The following is a 19236-nucleotide window of genomic DNA, read 5'->3' on the forward strand; positions in this document are numbered from 1 at the left end:
GGGCTCCTCACGCTCAGGTCTCATTGGTCAGTACTCCGCTCCCCATGCGTTTCGTTCAGGTCGTTCACGGCAGCCGCGAGAACCACAGCAGCGACCCGGCCGCGACCGCGCAGGACAGCAGGAGCCCTGCGGCGATGAACCAGCCCCAGATCTCCCGCTGCTCGGTGCGGTAACCGATGCTGCTGCCGATGTCCTCGTACACGCCGCGCAGCTCGTCGCCGGACGCGGCCTCGTAGAAACGGCCGCCGGAGTCCTGGGCGAGGCGCTCCAGCGCGGGGCCGTCCACGGGCACTGGGATCTCCCGCCCGCCCTGGATCATGACGCCCTCGGGCGTGCCGTAGGCGATCGTCGACACCGGGACGCGGGCCTGGACGGCGCGCCTGGCGCCCTCCTCGGGGCTGCGCCCGGCGGTGTTGGTGCCGTCGGACAGAAGCACGACGCGTCCCGGCGGCGCGTCCTCGCCGAACTGCGCGCCGAACCCGGCGATCGCGTCCAGCGAGGCGATGATGCCCTCGCCGATCGCGGTGCGCGGGCCGAGCCTCAGCCCGTCGATGGCGGTGCGCATCGCCTGGCGGTCCGTCGTCGGCGGGACGGCGACCGACGCGGTGCCGGAGAACGACACGAGGCCGATGTTGAAGCGGTCGGGGACGCGTCCGAGGAACGTCCGGGCGGCGTCCTTGGCGGCCTCCAGCCGGTTCGGCTCCACGTCCGTGGCCTCCATGGACGCCGACACGTCGACCGCCAGCATGATCGTCGCCTGCTCGCGCGGCACCCGCACGTCCGCCGCCGGACGGGCGAAGCCGGTGACGAACAGCCCCAGCATCAGCAGGAACGCCGCCGCGGGGAGGTGGCGGCGCCAGCCGGGCTTGGCGGGCGCGACCTTGTCGAGCAGCGCGAGGTTGGTGAAGCGGACCGCGTACCTGCCGCGCCGCACCTGCATCACCACGTACGCGGCGATCAGGACGGGCAGCCCGAGCAGCAACAGCAGCCGGACGGGATCGAGGAAGCTCACGCCGCACCTCCCGGAGGCGGCGCCGCCTTGGCGATGCGCCGCTGCGCCAGCACATGCTGGACGAGGTCGCGAACCCAATCTCCGTCAGTGCGAAGCCGCAGGTGCGTCGCCCCGGCCCGGCGCAGCCCGCCCGCGATCTCCGCGCGTTGCTGGGCGGCGGCTTCCGCATACCGTTCGCGGAGCCTGCGTCCGGCCGTGGGGACCTCGCGCCTGCGGCCCGTCTCCGGGTCGACGAGCGTGAGCATGCCGACGTCCGGAAGCGTCAGCTCGCGCGGGTCGACGACCTCGACCGCGAGGAGCTGGTGGCGTGCCCCGAGCAGCCGCAGCGGACGCTCCCAGCTCTCCACCGGCTCCAGGAAGTCGGAGACCACGACCGCCAGGCCCCGGCGCTTGCCTCCGGTGCGATGCAGCAGTTCGGCCGCCGCGCCGAGCGACGCGTCCCCGCTCCCGGCCGGGCTGCGGGGGGCGGCCAGCAGCGTCCCCAGCAGGCCGAGCAGGTGCGCCCTTCCGGTGCGCGCCGGGACGCGGCGCATCCGGTCGTCGTGGACGATCTGCGCGCCCAGCCGGTTCCCGGTCCGCTCGGTAAGGAACCCGACCGCCGCCACGGCGAACACGGCGAGGTCGCGCTTTTCGAGCCGTCCGGTGCCGAAGTCCATGCTGGCGGTGGCGTCCACCAGGACCCAGGTCTCCAGCTCGCGGTCGGCGACGCGGTCGCGGACGTGCGGCGCGGTCATCCGGGCGGTGAGGTTCCAGTCCATGGCGCGGACGTCGTCGCCCGCGACGTACTCGCGGCCCTCGGCGGGCTCCGACCCGGGACCCGGCAGCAGGCCCAGGTGATCGCCTTGCAGCAGCCCGTCCAGGCGCCGCGTGACCGTCAGCTCCAGGCGGCGAAGCGCGTGCTCGGGCGCCAGATCGCGCAGGTGGGGCTCGTTCATGCTGCCCTGCCGTCGTCGTTCGCTTCCATGGGCGCGACCTGCGGCATCGGTACGGCGGCCACGATGTGCGCGACCATCGAGCGGACGTCCACGCCGTCCGCGAGGGCGTCGAACGACGGCACGAGACGGTGTGCGATCACGTCCCCGGCGAGGTCGCGCACGTCGCCCGGGAGGACGTACTCGCGGCCCCGGAGCAGCGCCAGCGCCCGTCCGGCGGCGATCAGCCCGAGCGACGCGCGCGGCCCGGCGCCGTAGGCGAGCATCCCGGCGACCTTCGGGACGCCGTGCCCGGACGGGTCGCGGGTGGCGCCCACGAGCCGCACCGCGTACCGGGCGACCTCGTCGTGGACGAACACGTCCGTGGCCGCGTCCCGCAGCGCCGTCACGTCGGCGGCGTCCAGGATCGGGCTCGCCTCGGGCGGGCGCACCCCCATCCGGTAGACGATCGCCAGCTCCTGCGCCTCGGACGGATACCCGACGTCGATCTTCAGGAGGAACCGGTCGCGCTGCGCCTCCGGCAGCTGGTAGACGCCCTCCGATTCGATCGGGTTCTGCGTCGCCATCACCAGGAACGGCGAGGGCACCGGGAACGTCCTGCCCGCGATGCTGATCTGGCGCTCCGCCATGACTTCCAGCAGCGCCGACTGCACCTTGGCGGGGGCGCGGTTGATCTCGTCCACGAGCACGACGTTGGCCATCACCGGGCCGGGCTCGATGTCGAAGGTCTCCGTGGACGGCCGGTAGATCCGCGTCCCGACGATGTCGGCGGGCACGAGGTCCGGGGTGAACTGGAGCCGCGCGAACGACCCGCCCACGACCGTGGCGAGCGTCTGCGCGGCCAGCGTCTTCGCCACGCCCGGCACGCCCTCCAGCAGGCAGTGGCCGCCGGCCAGGACCGCGACGAGCATCCGCTCGATCATCTGGTCCTGGCCGACGATGACCCGCTTGACCTCGAACAGCGCCCGTTCCGCGAGCGCGGTCGACGGCGGCAGGGCGCGGGCGGCGTCGAGGCCGCCGGTCACTGCACGCCTTCGGCCGGGGCCTGGCCGCCGCTCGCGCCGCCGCTCGCGCCCCCGCTCGCGCCGCCGCCCGCGCCGCCGTCACGCTCTGGGCAGTCCTTGCCGGGCGTCCCCGCCGTGGCGGGCTGGTAGTCGACGATCTGCAACTGCGTGCGGACGGGCTCCGGCCCGGAATCGGCCAGCGCCGCGCCGCCCGCGGTCACCGTGGCCGCGCCGGCCAGCCCCGCCACCACGACGACGATCCTCGTGCGTCGGCTGAGAGCCATGCTCTCTCCCCCTTGTCGCGTCCGGCCGCCCGCCGTCGGGACGGCATGCGACGATCACAACAAGAGGGAGCGAAAGCGGACTTAAGGAACGGCTCAGGCGGAGTGGACGACCCGTCCGCCCGCGAGGGTCAGGGTGGGCTTGATCTGCTGCAACGCGTCGTCGTCGGCGGTGAGGACGTCTCCGTCCAGGACGACGAGGTCCGCGAGCTTGCCCGGGGTGATCGTCCCCTTCCGGTCCTCGGCGTTCTCGATGTAGGCGCCCGCGGTCGTCCACAGCCGGATCGCCTGCTCGCGGGTGAGGCGCAGGTCGGGCGGGACGTCCGAGTACGGTCCAGGGGCCGCGCCCGCGAACGTGGCGATGCCGCGCCGCCAGTCGGGATAGGTGACCGGCGCGTCGGAGCTGTCGGCGACGTGCACCCCGGCGGCGAGCAGCGCACCGGCCGGGAACGCCCGCGACCACCGCTCGGCGCCGATCGACCGCGTCATGGACGCGCCGCTGTGCGACTTCATCAGCGAGCTGGTGATCACGCTGATGTCGTGCTCGGCGAGGCGGGCGTAGGAGTCCTCCGAGAGCAGCGTGCCGTGCAGGAGCGCGTGCCGGGCCCGCGGCCACGGGTCGGCCTTGAGCGCGCGGATGATCCCGTCCGTAGCGGCGTCCGCGGCCCGGTCGCCGGTGACGTGCACCTGGACCTGCAGCCGGTTCCGGTGGGCCAGCTCGATCATCTGGAGGAGCTCGTCGTAGCGGGCCTCGTCGTCGTCGCCGGGGGTGATGAGGTGGCCGTGGTCGCCGGACGGGTACGGGTCGTGCAGCCACGCGGTGCACTGCGTGGGGACGCCGTCCGCGAACAGCTTGCAGCCGCCGATCCGGAGCCAGTCGTCGCCCAGCCCGGTCGACAGGCCCGCGTAGCCGAGCGCCTTCTCCAGGCGGTCGGACGAGCTCGCGGGCGACGGCCAGTCCCAGTGCATCAGCGTGTTCACCCGGACCGTCATCCGGCCGTCCCTGCGCAGGGTGGTGTAGTCGCGCAGCAGCTCGGGCCAGACGATCGGGTCGGTGACGCTGGTGATGCCGAGCGCGTTGAGCGTCCGCATCGCGGTCTCGATCGCGTCCAGCCGCTCCTTCTCGGAGTGCGCCGGGACGTGGTCGTTGATCAGCCCCTTCGCCCCTTCGAGCAGCAGGCCGGTGGGCTCGCCGTCCGGGCCGCGGACGATCTGCCCGCCCGCCGGGTCCGGGGTGTCGCGGGTGATGCCGACGATCGTGAGCGCGGCGGTGTTGACGAGCACCGAGTGGCGGGACGCGTGGTGCAGGACGGTCGGCCGGTCCCCGGTGGCCTGGTCGATGAGGGAGCGGTGCGGGCCGGGGACGTCGGCGTCGAACTCGGGGATGTTCGCCTCCCGCCAGCCCTCGCCGATCAGCCACCGGCTGCCGCCGGGCCCCGGCGGGCCGCTCGCGAGCGCGTCGTTCAGCGCGCGGAGCGAGTCGATGCCGTTCAAATCGACGGAGAAGGGCGGCCCGGACAGGCCGAACAGCGCGAGATGCAGGTGCGCGTCGTTGATGCCCGGCAGCACCGTCTGCCCGGCCAGGTCGATCACCTCGGTGGACGGGCCCGCCAGCGCCCGGACCTCGTCGTCGCCGCCCACGGCCACGATCCGGTCCCCGGCCACCGCGACCGCGGACTCGACCGTGAACCCGGCGTCGACGGTCAGGACCTTGCCGCCGAGCAGCACCTTGTCGGCGTATTCAGCCATATCACCAGCCCGTTTCGAGAATGTCGTCAAGTGTGTCGGTGAACTCGTCGGCGTCCGCCCGGGTGAACGTCAGCGGCGGCTTGAGCTTGAGGATGTTCCAGGCCGGGCCCGTCGGGTACACGAGGACGCCCTCGTCCTTGAGCCGCTCGCAGATGATCAGCGTCTCGTCGGAGGCGGGCTCCTTGCTCTCGCGGTCGAGGACGAACTCGACCCCGCTGTAGAAGCCCTGGCCGCGGACGTCCCCGATCAGCGGGTGCCGGTCGGCGAGCCCGGATAGCCGGTCGCGCAGGTACTGGCCGACGACGAGCGCGTTGTGCTGGAGGCCCTCGTCCGCGACGACGTTCAGCAGCTCCAGGCCGACCGCGCAGGCGACCGGGTTGCCGCCGTAGGTCGAGAAGAACCGTCCGGTCGGGTCGAACGCTCGCGAGATCTCCCGCGTGGTGACCATGGCCGCCATCGGGAAGCCGTTGCCCATGGCCTTGCCCATCGTGACGAAGTCGGGGACGACGTCCGGGCCTTGTGTCTGGAAACCCCAGAAGGCTTCGCCGAGCCGTCCGAACCCGACCTGCACCTCGTCGGCGATCGTCAGCACGCCGCGTTCGGACGCCGCGGCGAAGATCGGCGCGAGGTAGCCGGGCGGCAGCACCACCTGGCCGCCGCCCGCCAGCAGCGCCTCGAACAGGTACGCGGCAGGGGCCCGGCCTTCGGTGGCGAGGCGGTCGAACTCGTCGATCACGTGCCGGGCGTACTTGGCTCCGGCGTCCGGGTCGTCGTAGCCGTACGCGCCTCTGTACCGGTCGGGGTTCGGGGTCGGGTGCGTGGTGTCGGGCTTGCCGTAGTGCTTGTAGCGGGACGGGCTCACATCGGAGACGACCGAGGTGTAGCCGTGGTAGGCGTCGTCGATGATGACGACGTCGTCCCGCTTCGTCAGGTAGCGGGACATGCGCAGCGCCAGGTCGTTCGCCTCGCTGCCGGAGTTGACGAAGTAGACGACGTCCAGGCCGTCCGGCAGTGTCGCGGTGAGGCGCTCGGCGTACTCGGTGAGCGTGTCGTACACGAACCTGGTGTTGGTGTTGAGGCGGCCGAGCTGGCGCGCCGCCGTCTCCACGAGCCGGGGATGGCTGTGTCCGACGAGGGTCACGTTGTTGAGGGCGTCCAGGTAGGAGCGGCCTTCCTCGTCGTAGAACCGGCAGTCCCGGGCTCTGACCATGCTGATCGGCCGCTTGAAGTACATCGGGTGGCTGTCCGGCAGATGGGTGCGGCGGCCCTCCAGCGCTTTGCCGATGCCGGACGTCCAGGGGGTGACCGCGTTCTGGGCGCCGAGCAGCGGTGTCGGGTCGGGGAACAGGCCCTGCCACATCGCCGACTCCGAGTCGGGGACGGCGGCGGGCACGCCCGTCCAGCCGTCGAGCGGCGCGACGCTCACCTGGACGCGCACATGCGGCGGCAGCGCACCGCCCGGCGCGATCTCCCCGATCCGCGCGCCCGCCGCGATCTCGTCGCCAACGGCCGCCGCGCCGGTCAGGCCCGTGTAGAGCGTCCTGAACCGGACGCCTTCGGTGGGCTCGTGCAGCAGGACGAGACCGCTGTCCGCCGCCTCCTCGACCCGGCCGGGCAGGGGCGCGCGGACGGGCGTGCCCGCACCCGCGAACAGGTCGATTCCGAGGTGGACGTTGGCGGGCTCGTCCGGTCCTGTGCTGCGGCGTCGGCGCGGGGCCAGGAAGCGCGGCTCGGCGTACCGTCCCACCGGCACGCCCGGACGGCGGCGCACGATCTCCGCACCGGCGGCGGTGCGCAAGGCGTCATGGTCGCGGGGATCGGCGTCGTCGTAGATCGCGGACGACGCGCTGAGGTCGACCGGGGCGAGCGAGCCGTCCACCGGGGCGACGGCGGACGCGGCGTTGTCCGCCAGCCAGGTCGTCACCGCGGGCCCGGAGGGGTGTGCGGGCAGCCCGCACGCGTGCCTGATCGCGGCGCGTCCCACGTCCGCCGGGACGTCCGAGAGCGTGCGCATCAGGTCCGCGGCGGCTGCCGAGCGGTGCCGCGGGTCGCCGTGCCGCCGCTCCGCGTCGAGCCGCGCGGCGGTGACCGCGACCGTCGCGGACCGCACCGCGACCAGCGGGAACAGCACGTCCAGCTCCGCCACCGTCAGCGGGCGGGCGTCGTGGTAGGCGGCGGCGAGCGTCGCCAAGACCGCCAGCGGGTTCGCGGCGCCGCGCATCACGCTGGACGCCAGCACCGCCAGATCCGCGATCCGCGCGGTCGGCAGCGCGTCACCGAAGTCGATCACGCCGGCGACGCGGCGCCGCCCGCCGTCCCGGCGGACCAGGATGTTGAACGCGTTGAGATCGTGATGGACGACCGCCACCGGCAACTCCGGCAACCGCTCGTCCAGCAGCGGCACGTACCGGTCGCGGAGCGACTCGGCGGCGGCCCGCAGACTGGCGTCGCCGACATGCCCGATCGACGCGGCCAGCACCGCGCCCGCGTGCGGGAACTCCCAGTAGTGCGGCGCCGGGGGATCGGTGTGGACGAACTCCGCCGTCGCAGCGGTCAGCCGACCGGCCACCGCGCCGACGTCCGCGAGCAGCTCGGACGACCGGCGTCCCACCTCCGCCAGCGGAGCCCCCGGAACCCAGGTGAGCAACCGGACCGGCAACTCGCGCCCGCCCCCGTCGGGGACGGACGTGACCGGCGCGCCCGACACGTCCGCGACGGCCCGGGGCACGACCACGCCCAGATCCCGCTCCGCGAGATGCGCGAGCAGCGCCGTCTGGAAATCGATCGCCCTGCGGTCGGCGGGGTCGCTGACCTTGAGCACGTACTCGGCGCCGCCGGCGTCCACGACGTGGGTGTTCTGGTCCGTCTCCCCGGCGAGCCGCCGCAGGGACGCGGCGTCGACGCCGTAGCGGTCGCGGAGGACCTCCCGCAGCCGCTCGTCGGCGAGTTCCGGGACGCCCGCGGTGATCCGCTCGAAACGCTCATCGGGCCGGGCGCCCTCGGTGGGGACTGCCATGCAACTAGCTCCTAGTGATCGGCGGGGTCAGGTGCCGGCGGTGGCGCCCAGGGGCTCGGCGGCGTGCCCCGAGGACGGCTCGTCGGCGGGGTCGGCCACGATCGACTGGTGCTCCGGGTCCCAGCTCACCGTGACCTCCTCGCCCGGCACCGCCGGGAGGGACCGGCCGGCCAGGCGCATGGCCGAGCCGCTCGTGCCGTCCCCGAACCGCAGCCCCACCTGGTGGTGGTTGCCGACGTAGACGATCTCGGTGACGGTGGCGCGCACCTGGTTGTGCCCGTCCGGCGCGGCGGCCTTGTCCGTGTGCAGTTCGAGCCGCTCCGGGCGGATCACGGCGACGCCGTCGCTGCCGTCGAGCCCGGCGTCCAGGCGCGGCGCCCGCAGCGTGAAGCCGCCGCACCGCAGCACGCCCCCGGAAACATCGACGGCGCCCCGGAAACACGTGGACTCGCCGAGGAACTGCGCGACGAACAGCGTCTCCGGCCGCTCGTACAGCTCGGACGGCGTCCCGACCTGCTCGACCCGGCCCTCGTTGAACACCGCGATCCGGTCGGACAGGGTGAGCGCCTCGTGCTGGTCGTGGGTGACGAAGATGAACGTCATGCCCAGTTCCCGGTGCATCCTGGCGATCTCGCGCTGCAGCTCGTCGCGGAGCTTGCGGTCCAGGGCGCCGAGCGGCTCGTCCATCAGCAGCGCCCGCGGGTGGTACACCACGGCGCGGGCGAGCGCGACGCGCTGCTGCTGCCCGCCGGACAGCTGGCTCGGCAGCCGGTCCGCGTACTCCTCCAGGTGGACGAGCTTCAGCGCCTCGCCCACCTTCGCGGCGATCTGCGCCTTCGTCATCTTCCGCTGCTGGAGCGGGAACGCGATGTTCTTCGCGACGGTCATGTGCGGGAACAGCGCGTACTGCTGGAACACCACGCCGAGGTTCCGCCGGTGCGGCTTCTGCCGCGAGACGTCCCGCCCGTCGATCTCGATCGACCCGGCGGACACCGAGACGAACCCGGCGAGCATCGACAGCATCGTCGTCTTGCCCGACCCCGACGGGCCCAGCAGGGTGATGAACTCGCCGTCCGCGATGTCGAGGGAGACGTCGTCCACGGCCGGCCGGGACGTGCCGGAGTAGACCTTCGAGACGCCCGCGATCCGGATCCCGTGGCTGCTGCTGTTGCTGTCGGAATGGCTCATGTTGTGCTCCGCTTGCGGCGAACGAACTGCGGCATCAGCAGGACGATGCTGGTCGCCACCACCATCAGGCTGGACGCCGCGGCGATGGTGGGGTCGATCTCCAGCGTGATCGAGTTGTACATCTGGACGGGCAGCGTCTGGATGTCGGGCGTCTGCAGGAACAGCGCGATGACGACCTCGTCCAGCGACATGACGAACGCGAACACGAACCCCGACAGCACGCCAGGCGCGACGAGCGGGACGGTGATCCGGAAGAACGTCTTCCAGGCGGTGGCGCCGAGCGTCGCGGCGGCGGTGTCGAGCGTCCGGTCGTAGCCGGCCAGGCTGGTCGACATGACCGTCACCACGAACGGCAGCGCCATCACGGTGTGCGCGACGACGTACCCGAGGGCGGTGCCGTTGAGCTGCCACTTCAGGAACACGCCGTAGATCGCGACCGCGACCACGATGCTCGGCACGATCAGCGGCGCCATCATCATCGAGCGGATCGCGCCGCGGCCCCGGAAGCGCGTCCGGTTCAGCCCGAACGCGACCGCGACGCCGAGGACGGTCGCCGTCACCGCGACGAGCAGCCCGATCTGCACCGACGTCAGCAGCGAGCGCATCCACCGCTCGGAGGTGAAGAACGACTCGTACCAGCGCAGCGACCAGCCGTCCGGCGGGAACTGGAACGTGGTCCCGGAGGAGAAGCTCATCGGGATGACCACGGCGGTCGGCGCGATCAGCAGCAGCCCGATCAGGCCGACGACGATCTTCAGGCCCCAGCCGAGGCCGCCGTCCCGCCCGGCCCGCACCCCGTTCTTGAGGGGCTGCGCGTTACTCATTGGTCACCGCCTTCTCGGTGGTGGACGAGAGGTTGGCGAACCGCGACACCACGAACAGCGCCAGCAACGTGATCGCCAGCAGCACCGTGCCCAGCGCGCCCGCGCTGCCGAAGTCGAGCAGGTCGGTCACCCGCGTCGCGATCAGCTGCGGGACGAGGGACTGCTGCGGCGAGCCGAGCAGCGCCGGGGTGACGTAGAACCCGAGCGTCAGGATGAACACGAGCGTGAACCCCGACAGCACGGCCGGCAGCGACAGCGGCAGGTACACGCGGGCGAACGCCCGCCAGCGCGGCGCGCCGAGGCTGGTCGCCGCGTCCAGCAGCCGCTTGTCGATGCCCTCCATGCCGGAGTACAGGGGCAGCACCGCGAACGGCAGCATGACCTGCACCATCGCGACCGCCACCCCGGCGACCGAGCCGAGCAGGACGACGCCGTTTATCCCGATCGCGGAGAACGCGTCGTCGATCAGGCCGCCGCGCTGCTCCAGCATGTACCAGGCGAAGTTGCGGGCCATCATCGACGTCCAGAACGGCAGCAGGACCACCACCGTCATCAGGTTCCTTGTGCGGGGCGAGACCCTCGTCATCGCGTACGCGTACGGGTAGGCGATGATCAGCGTGCAGACGCCGACGATCAGCGCGGTGACGAGCGTCCGCGTCAGCACGGTGACGGAGACGCCGTCGTCCAGCAGGCCGGTGTAGTTGCCCAGCCCGGCGGACGGGTCGGTGAAGCTCCGCCAGATGATGTTGCCGAGCGGGTAGCAGAAGAACACCAGCAGCAGCGCGGTGGCGGGCAGGATGAACCAGCCCGCCATCGCCCGCCGGGGCCGGCCGGCGAGGCCGGCCCCGGGAGCGACCGCAGGCGGCGGCGCCGAGGTGGTCGGGGCGCTCATCGGCGGATCACCCGGAGAGCCACGCGGTGTAGCGTTCGGTGACCTTGTCGAAGTTCTGGCCCCACCAGACGGAGTCGGACCGCACGACGCTGTCCTTGCGCTCCGGCGCGTACGCGTTGAGCTGCTGCTGGTACTGGTCGAACTTCGGCTGGACGCTCTCGCTGATCGGCAGCACCGACGCCAGCTCCGCCATCTTGGCCGACTGCTGGTCCCCGGACGCGGACGCGATGAACTTCATCGCGTTCTCCTTGTTCTTCGAGCCCTTGGGGATCACCAGGTCGTCCCAGTTCACGATCGTCTTGTCCCAGACGGGCTTGAACGGGGCGCCGGCCTTCAGCGCCTGGTAGGCGCGGGCGTTGAGCATCAGGCCCATGTCGATCTGCTTGTCGACCATCATCTGCTGCATCTGCCCGTAGGTCTTGGCGAACGTGGTGACCTTCTTGATCTGGTCGAGCTTCTTGAAGGCCCGGTCCAGGTCCAGCGGGTAGAGCTTGTCCTGCGGGACGCCGTCGCCCAGCAGCGCGGCCTCCAGGAGGCCGACGGAGATCTCCGGCGGGACGATCCGCTTGCCCGGGTACTTCTTCACGTCGAAGAAGTCGGCGATGGTGGTGGGCGGGTTCGCGCCGTACTTCTGCGTGTTGAACATGAAGATCGTGCTGTAGAAGAACGCGGGCACGCCGCAGTCGTTGACCGTCCCCGCCGGGAACTTGGTCTTGTCGATGACCGAGAAGTCGAGCTTCTCCAGGTACTTGCCGCAGTACTGCGCGGTCGCGGCGGCGCTGGTGTCGACGACGTCCCAGGTCACCTTCTTGGCCTCGACCATCGTCTTCATCTTGGCCTCGTCGACCGGGCCGTCGTTGCGGAACTTCACCCCGGTCTCGGCGGTGAACGGCTTCTGCCACGCCTCCGCCTGGTAGTCCTGGAACGGCGCGCCCGTGGAGACGAACGTCAGCGATTTGCCGTCGTCGTCGCTCGCGTTGCCGATGCTGCAGGCCGCGGCCGCAAGGGTCACGGCCAGGCCGGCGGCCGCGAATCTGGCCGTCCTGCCGGTCTTGCTTAGGTTGAGCCGCACGGTTTCCTCCGCAGGTCGTGTACGGGCCTCGCGTGTCCTGCCCCGTCAGGCCGCCGCGACGTGCTTGGTCAGGACACGGGCGAGCGTGTCCAGCTGTTGTTCGTCGATCACCAGGGGCGGTGAGAGGACGATGGTGTCGCCGGACGCCCGGACGATCACGCCGTCGGCGCGCGCGGCGGCCTGCACCCCCGCCGCGTCAGCGGCGGGGTCCAGTTCGACGCCGAGCATCATCCCGACGCCGCGCACCTCCAGGACGTGGTCCAGCCGTTCGAGCGGCTTCAACGCGTCGAGCAGCTTCCGGCCGAGCGTGTCGGCACGTTCCAGCAGCCCCTCGCGCTCCAGGATTCCGATGTTGGCCAGCGCCACCGCGGCGCCGACCGGGTGGCCGTTGTAGGTGAACCCGTGCAGGAACGAGGCGCCGTCGGCCAGCTCCAGCACGCGCTCGCCCGCGAGGACCGCTCCCATCGGGACATACCCGCTGGACAGGCCCTTAGCGGTCACGATGATGTCCGGTTCGACGCCGTACCGCTCGCAGCCGAACCAGTGGCCGATCCGGCCGAACGCGGTGACGACCTCGTCCAGGATCAGCAGGATGCCGTGGCGGCGCAGCACGTCCTGAACCCGCGGCCAGTAGTCGGCCGGGGGCGGCACCATGCCGCCGACGCCGAGCACCGGCTCGCCGACGAACGCGGCGATGTTGCCTGCGCCGACGCGCTCGATACGTTCCTCCAGCTCGGCGACCAGCGCGTCGGTGACGTCCGCGCCGCCGATGCCGTGCGGCTTGCCGAGGAACTCGATCCCCGGCATCAGCGGGCCGTAGCCCGCGCGCAGCCGGTCGATGCCGGTGGCGGCGAGCGAGCCGCCGCCCATCCCGTGGTAACCGCCGGTGCGCGCGAGGATCACGAAGCGCTCGGGCCGCCCGGCGTGGTGGTGGGCGAGCCGCGCCAGCTTGATCGCGGTCTCGTTGCCCTCCGACCCGCCGTTGGTGAAGAAGACCCGGCGCATGCTCGGCGGCGCCAGCTCCAGGAGGCGCTCGGCCAGCCGGATGGACGGCTCGTTCGAGTAGTCCCCGAAGGAGGAGTAGAACTCCAGCTTCGCCATCTGCTCGGCGGCGGCCTGCGCGAGCTCCGCGCGGCCGTGGCCGACCGGGCACTGCCACAGGCCGCAGGTGCCGTCGATGTAGGGCCTGCCCTGGACGTCCCAGACCACGGCGCCCTCGCCGCGGTCGAGGATCAGCGGTTCGGCCGGGGCCCCGATGACGCTGTGCGGGTGGATGACCGTCCGGGCGTCCAGGTCGGCGAGCCGCCGGGCGCGGTCGTCGTGCTCCTGGCCGGTGGGCCGGGTCGCCTGCTGTTCGATCGCCATTGGTGTCGCCCTCAGAGTTTGATCGCCACGGACTTGGTCTCCAGGTAGGCCTCGATGCCCTCGCTGCCGCCCTCGCGCTCAAGACCGCTGTTCTTCATCCCGCCGAACGGCAGCTCGGGCCGGACGGGGAACGCCTCGTTCACCGCCACCACCCCGAAGCTCAGCCGGTCGACGGCCCGCCACACCCGGGCCAGCCCCGACCCGAAGACGTAGGCGGCGAGCCCGTAGTCGGTGGCGTTGGCCCGCTGGATCGCCTCGTCGTCGTCGTCGAAGGCGTAGACGGGCAGGACTGGGCCGAACGTCTCCTCCGTGCTGATCAGCATGGTGTCGTCCGCGCCGGTCAGGACGGTCGGCTCGTAGAAGGCGCCGGTGAGCCCGGCGTCGCCCGGCACCCAGCGGCGCCCGCCGGCCGCGACCTCGGCGCCGCGCTTCACCGCGTCCACGACGTGCCGCTCGACCTTGTCCAGGCCGGCGAAGTCGATCAGCGGGCCGGTGGTGGTGCCCTCGGCGGCGCCGTGCCCGAGCCGCAGCGCCGCCACCTTCTCCAGCAGCAGGGCGAGGAACTCGTCGTGGACCGACCGGTGCACGAACAGCCGGTTGATCGCGATGCAGCTTTGCCCGGCGTTGGCGAACTTGGCCGCCGCGGCCGCGGCGGCCGCGGCGGGGAGGTCGGCGTCGTCGAACACGATGGCGGGGGAGTGGCCGCCCATCTCCAGGGACGTCCGGCGCAGGTGGTCGCGGGTGGACGCGAGCAGGCTCAGCCCCACCTCGGTGGAGCCGGTGAAGCTGACCTTGCGCAGCCGGCGGTCGGCCAGCAGCGCGCCCGCCACCTCCGCCGGACGGGTCGTGGTGAGCGACTGGAGCACCCCGCCGGGCAGCGCACCGGCCTCGGCGATCAGCCGGACCAGCTCGGTGCCGATCAGCGGGGTCTGCTCCGCGGGCTTGACGATCACGGGGCAGCCGGCGGCGAGCGCGAGGCCGACCTTGCGGACGAGCATGCTCGCGGGGAAGTTCCACGGCGTGATCGCCAGCGCCGGGCCGACCGGGGAGCGCAGGACCATCCCGGGGCCGCCGGCGGCGTCCGGGGCGACCCGGCCGTTGGCGCGGCGCGCCTCCTCGGCGGCCCATTCGAGCATCCGGGCCGAGCCCAGGACCTCGCCCCTGGCCTCCCCGAGCGGCTTGCCGTTCTCGCTGGTCATCAGGGCGGCGAGGGCGTCTGCCCGGGTGCGGATCCGGCCCGCCCCGGCGCGCAGCGCGGCGGAGCGCTCCTCGGCGGTCGTGCGGCGCCACGGCTCGGCGGCCGCGTCGGCGGCGTCGAGGGCGGCGAGCGCCTCCTGCGGCCCGGCGTCGGCGGCCTGCGCGATGACGTCGAGCGTCGCGGGATCCGTCACGTCGAAGGTCGCGGGTCCCGATTGCCACACTCCGTCGATGAGCAGCGTGGCTGACGGGTCTGCGGGCATGTTGCGGACCTCCCTGTGCCTTCGGTTACGCCGACCGTAATCGATTTCGCGTCAGTCTCGTCCTTGGGTGTTGTGTTTGTCAACACCTGGTCGCGGAGAGCCGACCTGGTTCGGCGCGGTCTTACAGTGGGGGCATGAACGCCCAACCGTCCCGCTCAGCGGACCCCGCCGCCGAGGACACCGAACTCATCCCCATCAGGGAGCTGCTGTCGTACCGGCTGCACCGGGTGGCGAACGCGCTCTCCCGCAGCGCCGCACTCCGCTACCGGCGGGAATTCGACGTCAGCCTCCAGGAGTGGCGGACCATCGCGCTGCTCGGGGCGGACGAGCCGCTGACCGTCAACCGGCTGGCCCGGCTGGCCGGCCTGGACAAGGCCCAGATGAGCCGGGTCGCGACCAAGCTCGCGGCGGCCGGCCTGGTCGAGCGGGAGCCCGGTCCCGGCCGCACCACCCAGCTCACCCTGACCCGCGGCGGGCGGTCCCTCTACCGGGGGCTCATCGCCGCCGCCAACGAGCGCAACAACGCCTTCCTCGTCTGCCTGACCCCTCTTGAGCAGGAAGTTCTCGACTCGGCGCTGCGCAAGCTCGCCACGCTTGCCAAGGCCCTGGAGCGCTCGGAGCGCTGATCCGGTCCGCGCCCCGGAGGGGCCCGCCGACGAGCGCGGGTGTTGATGTTGTCAACAGTAGGTTATATTCCTGCTGTGACGACCTGTTCGCCCTGACGACATCGACGCTCCCCTAGGAGGCGGACGCTGATGGCCGACCGCGCCACGATCTGCGAGTGCTTCGCCCGTGACGGGCTCCAGCACGAGACCGGCCACGTCCCGACCGGGGTGAAGCTCGACCTGATCGGCTCCTTCGCCGACGCGGGTTTCACGCGGATCGAAGCGACCAGCTACAGCCACCCGGAGCGCGTTCCGGCCTTCCGCGACGCGAGCGAGGTGCTCGCCGGGCTGCCCCGTCCGCCCGGCGTGTCGTACAAGGCGACGTGTCCGAATCCCCGCGCTGTGGAACGCGCCATCGCCGATCTGGACGCCGGGCACGGCGCCACCGAACTGAGCCTGCTCGTGTCCGCCACCGAGTCGCACACCCAGCGCAACATGCGCACCACGCGGGAGCGGCAGTGGGAGCGGGTGACCGAAATGGTGCGGCTCGCCGGCGGGCGGTTCCGGCTCGTCGGCGTGATCTCCGTGGCGTTCGGCTGCCCCTTCGAGGGCGCGGTGGACCCCGGCGTGGTCGCCTCCGACGCGGCCCGGTTCGCCGACCTCGGCGTCGACATGATCACCCTCGGCGACACCACCGGGCTCGCGACGCCGGCCGCCGTCAAGGACATGTTCGGCCGGATCCCGGCGGGCGGATCCGCACCCGCGCTCATCGCGCACTTCCACAACACCCGCGGCAGCGGGCTCGCGAACTGCGTCGCGGCGCTGGAGGCCGGCTGCCGCGACTTCGACAGCTCGCTCGGCGGCGTCGGCGGCCATCCCGCGCAGATCGAGTACGGCGGCGGCATGACCGGGAACGTCTGCACCGAGGACCTGGTGAACCTGCTGGAGTCCGAGGGCGTCGCCACCGGGCTCGACCTCGGCAAGGTCATGGCGGCGTCCGAGCGGTGCGAGCGGGCGCTCGGACGTCCCCTGCACAGCATGGTGGCCCGGGCCGGGTTCGGCCTGATCGGCGGAGAGCTTGCCGGCGGCGCGGCCGCCGGTGGAGAGGTGGAACGGAATGGCTGAGCCCGAGGTGCTGATCGTCGAGGACCACGGCGCGGTCCGGGTGCTGCGGATGAACCGTCCGGCCAAGCTCAACGCGCTGAACACGGAACTCACCCGGGCCCTGTACGACGCGCTGCGCGCCGCCGACGCCGACGACGCGGTCCGCGCCGTCGTCCTCACCGGCGCCGGACGGGGCTTCTGCGCCGGCGCCGACCTGAAGGAGTTCGCCGATCTGACGCCCGCCGACCAGCACGCCGTGATCCGCCGCGCCGAGCTGACGACCCGCGCCCAGATGATGCTGCAGCAGCTCACCAAGCCGATCGTCTCGGTCGTGCGGGGCCCGGCGATGGGCGGCGGCGCGGGCCTCGCGATCGGCTGCGACATGATGGTCGCGGCGACGGACGCGAAGTTCGGCTACCCGGAGGTGCGGCACTCGATCGTCCCGGCGATCGTGATGACCGGGCTGCAGCGCAACCTCGGCCGCAAGCTCGCCTTCGAGCTGATCAGCACCGGCCGCGTCCTGGACGCCCGGGAGCTGGCCGATCTCGGGCTCGCCAACCGGGTCGCCGACCCCGCGGACGCCGAGAAGGCCGGGCTGGAGATCGCGTCCGGCTGGGCCGAGGTGAACCCGCTCGCCATGGCCGCGGCCAAGAACCTGTTCTACCGCGTCGCCGACCTGCCGTTCGCGGAGGCCATGCGGACCGGCGGCGACGTCAACACGATCATGCGGGGGTTCCGGGGGGCGGGCTCATGAGGCCCCTGGACGGCGTCACCGTGGTGGACTTCAGCCGCGTCCTCGCCGGGCCCCTCGCCACCCAGATCCTCGCCGACCTCGGCGCCGAGGTGATCAAGATCGAGCGGCCGGGCGGCGGCGACGAGTCCCGGAGCTTCGAGCCGCGGCTGCCGGGCGGCGAGAGCGCCTACTTCTTCGCCTTCAACCGGGGCAAGCGGTCGGTCACGCTCAACCTGCGGACCCCGCGCGGGCAGGAGATCGCCCGCGACCTGGCCGCCCGCGCGGACGTGCTGGTGGAGAACTTCATGCCCGGCACGATGGACAAGCACGGGCTCGGCTACGAGGCGCTCGAAGCCCTCAACCCGGGCCTGATCTACATCTCCAGCACCGGTTTCGGCCAGTCCGGCCCGTACGCGGACCGGAAGGGGTACGACACCGTCTTCCAGGCGCTGTCCGGGATCATGTCGCTGACCGGCCACCCGGACACGCCGCCCGCCAAGGTCGGCATCCCCGTCTCCGACATGACCTCGGGCCTGTGGATCGTCATCTCCGCGCTGACCGGTCTCATGGAGCGGCGCGCCAGCGGTCGCGGCGGGCACGTGGACCTGGCGATGATGGACGTCCAGGCCAGCCTGCTGGCCCTCGCCGCCGCCCGGATCTTCGCCCTCGACGAGGACCCCGGGCGCACCGGAACCGCGCATCCCGGGCGCGTCCCGTCCGAGGCGTTCCGGTGCGCGGACGGCGGCTGGCTGCACATCAGCGGCAGCGACCAGCACTGGGCCCCGCTGTGCGGGGTGCTCGGCCTGCACGAGCTGGCCGCCGATCCGGCGCTCGCCGCCAACGAGGGGCGGCTCGCGCAGCGGGACCGCGTGAAGGCCGAGCTCACCGCCGCCGTCGGCCGCTGGCCCCGGGACGAGCTGGCGGAGGCGCTGCGGGCCGTGGACGTCCCCGCGGGCGAGGTGAAGTCCGCCCGCGAGGCGCTCGCCGACCCGCACATCGACGCCCGGCGCATGGTCGGCCACTTCGACCACCCCACCGAGGGCAGGTTCTCCGCACTCCGGACGCCGCTGCGCCTGGACGAGACCGAGTACCCCGAGCCGGGCGTCCCGCCGCTGCTCGGAGCCGACACCGACGCCGTGCTGACCGGGCTGCTGGGACTGGACCGGGCCGAGCTGGCCCGGCTACGCGAAGAAGGGACCATCTAGCGGTGAGCGACGAAGATCCGGTGCTGGTGCACGAGGCCGACGGTGTCGCGCAGGTCGTGCTCAACAGGCCGGAGGCGCGCAACGCGCTGAACCTCCCCATGTGCCACGGGCTGAGCGAGGCGTTCGCGCGCCTGGACGCCGACGACGGCGTCGGGGCCGTCCTGCTGCGGGCGGACGGGCCCGCGTTCTGCGCCGGGGCCGACCTCAAGGAGCGCGAGGGGCGCGACGAGGCCTGGGTCCGGCGCCGCCGCCTCGCCTCGTTCGCCGCGTACGAGGCGATCGAGCGGTGCTCGAAGCCCGTGGTCGCGCTGGTGCACGGCGCGGTCGTCGGGTCGGGCGGCGAGATCGCGATGTCGTGCGACTTCGTCGTCGCCGCCGACGACACCACGTTCCGTTTCCCCGAGCCGCACTGGGGCACGGTCGGTGCCACACAACGGCTGCAGCGCGTCATCGGCAAGCGCCGCGCGAAGGAACTGCTGTTCACAGCCCGGACGATGGCGGTCGACGAGGCCGCCGCCGTGGGCCTGGTGGCGAGGACGGTCCCCGCCGCCGAGCTGCCGGCCGTCGGCGAGCAGATCGCCGCGACGATCGCGAGCGCGCCCCGGCTGGCGATGTCGCTGACCAAGCAGGCGATCGACCTCGGCTCGGAGACCGACCTGCCCAAGGGGATCCGGATCGAGATGGCGGCGATCGAACGCTGCCTCGCGGACGGCGGATGGCGCGGCGGCGTCGAGGACTTCGCGAGCGCCATGCGCGAGAGCCGGAGCCGGGCGGCGGCGCAGGAGGGGAGCTGA

At 72.5% G+C, this 19236-nt stretch carries 17 protein-coding genes; 5 read left to right on the forward strand and 12 right to left on the reverse strand.

Annotated elements, in window-relative coordinates:
• Positions 1 to 64: 64 nt before the first annotated feature.
• The 12 genes from ACH35V_RS08660 to ACH35V_RS08715 all read right to left on the reverse strand — a co-directional run bounded on the left by ACH35V_RS08660 (position 65) and on the right by ACH35V_RS08715 (position 14795).
• Positions 65 to 1012 (reverse strand): VWA domain-containing protein, encoded by a 948-nt coding sequence (locus ACH35V_RS08660; RefSeq protein WP_395971086.1) that lies wholly within the window; start codon positions 1010 to 1012, stop codon positions 65 to 67.
• Positions 1009 to 1947, reverse strand: coding sequence for a DUF58 domain-containing protein (locus tag ACH35V_RS08665; RefSeq protein WP_395971087.1), 939 nt, complete (start codon positions 1945 to 1947; stop codon positions 1009 to 1011). The genes ACH35V_RS08660 and ACH35V_RS08665 overlap by 4 nt, the downstream gene beginning before the upstream one ends.
• The gene (locus ACH35V_RS08670; protein ID WP_395971088.1) at positions 1944 to 2969 is read right to left on the reverse strand and encodes an AAA family ATPase; all 1026 of its coding nucleotides are present in this window, start codon (positions 2967 to 2969) and stop codon (positions 1944 to 1946) included. The genes ACH35V_RS08665 and ACH35V_RS08670 overlap by 4 nt, the downstream gene beginning before the upstream one ends.
• On the reverse strand, positions 2966 to 3232 hold the full coding sequence (locus tag ACH35V_RS08675) for a hypothetical protein (RefSeq protein WP_395971089.1): 267 nt from the start codon (positions 3230 to 3232) through the stop codon (positions 2966 to 2968). Before ACH35V_RS08675 ends, ACH35V_RS08670 begins: the two co-directional genes overlap by 4 nt.
• 93 nt (positions 3233 to 3325) lie before the next feature.
• Positions 3326 to 4978: an amidohydrolase gene (locus ACH35V_RS08680; RefSeq protein ID WP_395971090.1), complete on the reverse strand. Its 1653-nt coding sequence runs from the start codon at positions 4976 to 4978 to the stop codon at positions 3326 to 3328.
• A 1-nt stretch (position 4979) separates the two neighbouring features.
• The gene (locus ACH35V_RS08685; RefSeq protein WP_395971091.1) at positions 4980 to 7994 is read right to left on the reverse strand and encodes an aminotransferase class III-fold pyridoxal phosphate-dependent enzyme; all 3015 of its coding nucleotides are present in this window, start codon (positions 7992 to 7994) and stop codon (positions 4980 to 4982) included.
• Positions 7995 to 8021: 27 nt separating this feature from the next.
• On the reverse strand, positions 8022 to 9182 hold the full coding sequence (locus tag ACH35V_RS08690; protein ID WP_395971092.1) for an ABC transporter ATP-binding protein: 1161 nt from the start codon (positions 9180 to 9182) through the stop codon (positions 8022 to 8024).
• On the reverse strand, positions 9179 to 10006 hold the full coding sequence (locus tag ACH35V_RS08695) for an ABC transporter permease (RefSeq protein ID WP_395971093.1): 828 nt from the start codon (positions 10004 to 10006) through the stop codon (positions 9179 to 9181). The genes ACH35V_RS08690 and ACH35V_RS08695 overlap by 4 nt, the downstream gene beginning before the upstream one ends.
• On the reverse strand, positions 9999 to 10898 hold the full coding sequence (locus tag ACH35V_RS08700; RefSeq protein WP_395971094.1) for an ABC transporter permease: 900 nt from the start codon (positions 10896 to 10898) through the stop codon (positions 9999 to 10001). The genes ACH35V_RS08695 and ACH35V_RS08700 overlap by 8 nt, the downstream gene beginning before the upstream one ends.
• A 7-nt stretch (positions 10899 to 10905) precedes the next feature.
• A complete protein-coding gene (locus ACH35V_RS08705) occupies positions 10906 to 11970 on the reverse strand; it encodes a polyamine ABC transporter substrate-binding protein (protein WP_395971095.1) in 1065 nt (354 codons plus the stop codon).
• Between the two features lie 45 nt (positions 11971 to 12015).
• A complete protein-coding gene (locus ACH35V_RS08710) occupies positions 12016 to 13335 on the reverse strand; it encodes an aspartate aminotransferase family protein (protein WP_395971096.1) in 1320 nt (439 codons plus the stop codon).
• Between the two features lie 11 nt (positions 13336 to 13346).
• The gene (locus ACH35V_RS08715) at positions 13347 to 14795 is read right to left on the reverse strand and encodes an NAD-dependent succinate-semialdehyde dehydrogenase (RefSeq protein WP_395971097.1); all 1449 of its coding nucleotides are present in this window, start codon (positions 14793 to 14795) and stop codon (positions 13347 to 13349) included.
• Positions 14796 to 14929: 134 nt separating this feature from the next.
• Between ACH35V_RS08715 and ACH35V_RS08720 the strand changes: the two genes are divergently transcribed.
• The 5 genes from ACH35V_RS08720 (at position 14930) to ACH35V_RS08740 (ending at position 19236) form a co-directional block, all read left to right on the forward strand.
• Positions 14930 to 15421 carry a MarR family winged helix-turn-helix transcriptional regulator gene (locus ACH35V_RS08720; RefSeq protein WP_395971098.1) on the forward strand — a complete coding sequence of 164 codons (492 nt, stop codon included), beginning with the start codon at positions 14930 to 14932 and terminating at the stop codon, positions 15419 to 15421.
• 129 nt (positions 15422 to 15550) lie between these two features.
• Positions 15551 to 16525 (forward strand): hydroxymethylglutaryl-CoA lyase, encoded by a 975-nt coding sequence (locus ACH35V_RS08725; RefSeq protein ID WP_395971099.1) that lies wholly within the window; start codon positions 15551 to 15553, stop codon positions 16523 to 16525.
• Complete coding sequence (locus ACH35V_RS08730) at positions 16518 to 17258, forward strand: enoyl-CoA hydratase/isomerase family protein (protein WP_395971100.1); 741 nt, start codon at positions 16518 to 16520, stop codon at positions 17256 to 17258. The genes ACH35V_RS08725 and ACH35V_RS08730 overlap by 8 nt, the downstream gene beginning before the upstream one ends.
• A complete protein-coding gene (locus tag ACH35V_RS08735; protein ID WP_395971101.1) occupies positions 17255 to 18442 on the forward strand; it encodes a CaiB/BaiF CoA transferase family protein in 1188 nt (395 codons plus the stop codon). The genes ACH35V_RS08730 and ACH35V_RS08735 overlap by 4 nt, the downstream gene beginning before the upstream one ends.
• Before the next feature lie 2 nt (positions 18443 to 18444).
• Positions 18445 to 19236 (forward strand): enoyl-CoA hydratase/isomerase family protein, encoded by a 792-nt coding sequence (locus tag ACH35V_RS08740; protein ID WP_395971102.1) that lies wholly within the window; start codon positions 18445 to 18447, stop codon positions 19234 to 19236.

The sequence above is a fragment of the Actinomadura sp. 1N219 genome (genome assembly GCF_044326405.1).
Taxonomy (GTDB): Bacteria; Actinomycetota; Actinomycetes; order Streptosporangiales; family Streptosporangiaceae; genus Spirillospora.